Consider the following 1,299-nt stretch of genomic DNA (forward strand, 5'->3'; position numbering starts at 1 on the left):
GGTACATGGCTGCTTTTTTCAGACAGGTTAAAATTGGAGTATTAACTTTAACTTTGGAAAAAAAGCAATGAAAAAATCAAGATTTACGGAGCCTCAGATTATCAGGATGCTCCAGAGCCAGCAGGAAGGCAAGAAAGTGGGAGATCTGCCGGGAATACGGTATCTCCGAACAAACATTTTACAACTGGAAGAGCAAGTATGGAGGAATGAGTCTTTCGGAACTCCAGCGTGTCAAGGAACTTGAAGCGGAGAATGCCCGTCTCAAGCGCATTGTGGCGGACCAGCAGATTTCCATCGATATTTTAAAGGAGGTCAACTCAAAAAAGTGGTAACACCTTATCAGAAGGAGCGTTGTATTGCTTATATTCGGGAGAAAAGACCGGAGATAAGTTATGCTAAGGTGTGCCGCGTAATGGGACGCTCAAGAACCTCAAAATATTATAAAAAACGGATGCCCGAAAAAGATGAAAAACTTCGAGAAGCCATCACCTCGATATTGGGAACCAGCAGGCTGGGACGCAAGAAAGTCATCGTGAAGCTTCGTAAAAAGTACCCGGGGTACGGTTCTTCGCAAATCCGAAGGGTCTATCAGAAGTATGGTTTTTCGCTTTACAAAAGAATGAAAAGGAAACGGTTTGACAATCCTGCCAATCCCATCGCTGTACCTTTGGAGCGTAATGAGGAATGGGCAATGGACTTTATGAGTGACGCACTGGCGAGGGGATCCCGATTTCGAACGCTGAATATTGTTGATCAGTACAACAGAAAATGTCTGGGGATTGATGCGCGTACATCCATGCCGTCCAGAGCGGTCATCCATTTTTTGGAGCGCATGATTGAGAAGCACGGCAAGCCCAAGGGAATACGCACGGACAACGGCCCGGAGTTTACCTCGGGCCTTTTCCAGGATTGGCTGGATAAAAACAACATTGAATGGGTTAAAATCCAAAAAGGAAAGCCACAGCAGAATGCCATTATCGAGCGTTTCAACAAAACCTACAGAGAAGATGTGCTGGACGCCAACCTGTTTTTCTCCCTTCAGGATGTAAAAGACCTTACGGAACGCTGGATAGAAGACTACAATTATGAACGTCCGCACGAAGCACTGGACTTTAAAACCCCATCGGAATATGAGGCAGCATAAGGTTTTTTTAAGGCATGAACTTCTGAAATATAATTCAGAAAAAAGCACCGCAAAAAGCAGTGCCCTTGAAAACTATATTTCGTCGGCCAACCTATCCCTCTCAGGTTGCTCCTCAGCAGAGCCTAATTCCGTTTCGGTTGGCAGGTGCAAATTTC

At 45.2% G+C, this 1,299-nt stretch carries 3 protein-coding genes; all 3 read left to right on the forward strand.

Features of this window, described 5'->3' with window-relative positions; genetic code table 11:
• Positions 1–67: 67 nt before the first annotated feature.
• The 3 genes from BUB43_RS11515 to BUB43_RS10945 are packed head-to-tail and all read left to right on the forward strand — an operon-like array spanning position 68 to position 1,144.
• Complete coding sequence (locus BUB43_RS11515; protein WP_260200817.1) at positions 68–244, forward strand: hypothetical protein; 177 nt, start codon at positions 68–70, stop codon at positions 242–244.
• Positions 162–332, forward strand: coding sequence for a transposase (locus BUB43_RS11600; protein WP_395858378.1), 171 nt, complete (start codon positions 162–164; stop codon positions 330–332). The genes BUB43_RS11515 and BUB43_RS11600 overlap by 83 nt, the downstream gene beginning before the upstream one ends.
• Entirely contained in the window at positions 326–1,144 is an 819-nt protein-coding gene (locus BUB43_RS10945) for an IS3 family transposase (RefSeq protein WP_083541324.1), read from the forward strand. Before BUB43_RS11600 ends, BUB43_RS10945 begins: the two co-directional genes overlap by 7 nt.
• Positions 1,145–1,299: the final 155 nt, after the last annotated feature.

The sequence above is a fragment of the Cruoricaptor ignavus genome (genome assembly GCF_900141665.1).
GTDB lineage: Bacteria > Bacteroidota > Bacteroidia > Flavobacteriales > Weeksellaceae > Cruoricaptor > Cruoricaptor ignavus.

Excerpts from the sequence above, each read along its gene's own strand:
- BUB43_RS11515 (WP_260200817.1), top strand. The coding sequence starts at position 68 with ATGAAAAAATCAAGATTTACGGAGCCTCAGATTATCAGGATGCTCCAG.